This is a genomic window from Streptococcus intestinihominis (genome assembly GCF_046824975.1).
GTDB lineage: Bacteria > Bacillota > Bacilli > Lactobacillales > Streptococcaceae > Streptococcus.
In genome coordinates, this window is record NZ_JBKQBL010000001.1 from 376971 (window position 1) to 379697 (window position 2727).

At 43.1% G+C, this 2727-nt stretch carries 4 protein-coding genes; all 4 read right to left on the reverse strand.

From position 1 onward, the window contains the following. Positions 1–1226: type I glutamate--ammonia ligase (glnA, locus tag ACLOR3_RS01990; protein ID WP_412036939.1), on the reverse strand; the 1226-nt coding region annotated here is incomplete at its 3' end. Between the two features lie 41 nt (positions 1227–1267). After that, positions 1268–1633, reverse strand: coding sequence for a MerR family transcriptional regulator (locus ACLOR3_RS01995; protein WP_411400098.1), 366 nt, complete (start codon positions 1631–1633; stop codon positions 1268–1270). Positions 1634–1701: 68 nt separating this feature from the next. Further along, positions 1702–2235, reverse strand: coding sequence for an FUSC family protein (locus ACLOR3_RS02000; RefSeq protein ID WP_006595533.1), 534 nt, complete (start codon positions 2233–2235; stop codon positions 1702–1704). A gap of 146 nt (positions 2236–2381) precedes the next feature. Next, on the reverse strand, positions 2382–2727 hold a 346-nt coding region (gene pgk / locus ACLOR3_RS02005), incomplete at its 5' end, for a phosphoglycerate kinase (protein ID WP_412036940.1).

The window sequence follows — 2727 nt, forward strand, 5'->3', positions numbered from 1 at the left end:
ACAACTTCATCTTCAGTCAAGGCTTTCAAAGCATTGTGAAGGGTAGATGGGAGGTCAGTGATTCCAGCTTCTTTACGCTCTTCTGCAGTCATGATGTAGATGTTTTCTTCGATAGGAGCTGGTGCTTCGATTTTGTTTTCAATACCGTGCAAACCAACTTCCAAGAGAACAGCCATAGCAATATATGGGTTGGCCATTGGGTCTACTGAGCGCAACTCAAGGCGTGTTCCCATACCACGTGAAGCTGGTACGCGGACCAATGGTGAACGGTTTCGGCCAGCCCAAGCGATGTAAACAGGTGCTTCATAACCTGGAACCAAACGTTTGTAGGAGTTAACTGTTGGGTTCATGATGGCTGTGTAGTTGTAGGCGTGCTTGATCAAACCGCCAAGGAAGTGATAAGCTGTTTCTGACAACTGCATTCCTTTTGGATCATTTGGATCAAAGAAGGCATTGTTTCCTTCCGCATCAAACAAGGACATATTGCAGTGCATCCCGGAACCAGCGATCCCAAATTTTGGCTTAGCCATAAAGGTTGCATACAAACCATGTTTGCGAGCAATGGTTTTGACAACGAGTTTAAAGATTTGAATCTTGTCACAAGCACGAAGCACTTCATCGTACTTAAAGTCAATTTCATGCTGACCTACGGCCACTTCGTGGTGACTGGCTTCTACTTCAAATCCCATTTGAGTCAAGACATTGACGATCTCACGGCGAGTGTTATCAGCAAGGTCTGTAGGCGCCAAGTCAAAATAGCCACCCTTGTCATTCACTTCAAGAGTTGGATCCCCATTTTCATCGAGCTTAAAGAGGAAGAACTCTGGCTCTGGTCCAAGGTTGAAAGATTTGAAGCCAACTTCTTCCATGTGACGAAGAGCACGTTTGAGGTTTCCACGAGGGTCTCCTGCAAAAGGTTCCCCTTCTGTTGTATAGACATCACAAATCAATCCTGCGACACTACCGTTCTCATCTCCCCAAGGGAAAACAGTCCAAGAGTCCAAGTCTGGATAGAGATACATATCAGACTCATTAATCCGAACAAACCCTTCGATAGAAGATCCATCAAACATGGCCTTGTTTGAGAGAACCTTTTCCAACTGTTCATCTGTCGCTGGAATTTCAACATTTTTCATGGTCCCTAAGATATCTGAGAACATCAACCGAATAAAGGTTACATTTTTTTCTTTGACTTCGCGACGAATATCTTCAACAGTAATTGACATGTGTGTCTCCTTATGAGTATAGCATTAAGCAAAAAGAATGATCAGCGTAACTGACCATATGGCGATGAGGTCGTATGAAAGCGACTTTGCTGGAGAATGTCACGGTGAAGGGCCTTGCGGACATCCTTTTCACTGACAATCTTGGCAACTTGACGTTGAGCTTCTTTCTCAGCAATCCGTTTTTTAATTCCTGCAATATTAAGGCCTTCAGATAAATAATCCTTAATCTCCAACAGGCGGTCCATATCGTTAAGAGAAAACATCCGACGATTGCCCTCTGTACGATCTGGAGTAATGAGTTGTTGATCTTCGTAGTAGCGAATTTGACGAGCTGTTAAATCTGTCAATTTCATAACACTACCAATCGGAAAGACCGCTAACGTTCGTCTTAATTCCTTTTCTTTCATACAAACCCCCTTTCTATTCTATTATAACGCAAAAAAAACCGATGTCAAGATTAAAATGTCATATAATCTCACATGGTTTTTCTTCTTTCTTTTATAAAGTCCCGAATCCGATCCACATCTGAATTGACTAAAATCGCAACGAAGACTCCGATAAAGGTTTCAAAGATGCGGGCAAAAACATATAGGAACGTTTCTCCTGTCGGAATGGAGAGGGTGATGATCAACATGGCTGAAACTCCACCGATGATTCCAGCTTTGTTGTTCATAGCGACGTTTGTCATTATGGTTAACATGGTCGCAATGGGCACAAAAATCAGGGTCACCCAAAAAGCATTGTGGAAGAGAATCTTGATCATAAAGAACAGCAGGGCATAAAAACCACCGATGCTGTTACCCATCACGCGCGAAGCTCCGAAGTGAACACTCTTATCAAAATCTTCTCTCAAACTAAAGACAGCTGTCAGCGCCCCAATCTGCAAGCCCCGCCAGCCAAAGATACCAAAAATCAATAGAACCAGAAAAACGGCTATCCCTGTTTTGAAGGTTCGCATTCCTAATCGAAATTTGGAACGGTCAAATTTATGTCGTTTAAAGTAATCCATTGTCCCCTATCTTTCTATCTCTTTTATTCTAACATATTTCTAGAAAGGTTCAAGCGGGGAAATGAAGATCGACTAGCTTCCTTCTACTCACATCCAATAGAAAAAGCACCTTTCGGTGCTTCTTCTATGGTTCATGAGGAACCGTCTTATTTTTCAGTCAATGCTGCAAGTCCTGGAAGAACTTTACCTTCAAGAAGTTCCATTGAAGCTCCACCACCAGTAGAGATCCATGAGAACTTGTCTGCACGTCCAAGGTTGATCGCTGCGGCAGCTGAGTCACCACCACCGATGATTGATTTAACGCCTGGTTGTTTAACGATAGCGTCCATTACACCGATTGTACCAGCTTGGAAGTCAGGGTTTTCAAATACACCCATAGGTCCGTTCCATACAACTGTTTTCGCACCAGTCAAAGCTTCGTCAAATTTAGCGATAGATTTAGGACCGATATCCAAACCAAGGAAACCTGGGTCTACTGCTTCACCTTCAGTG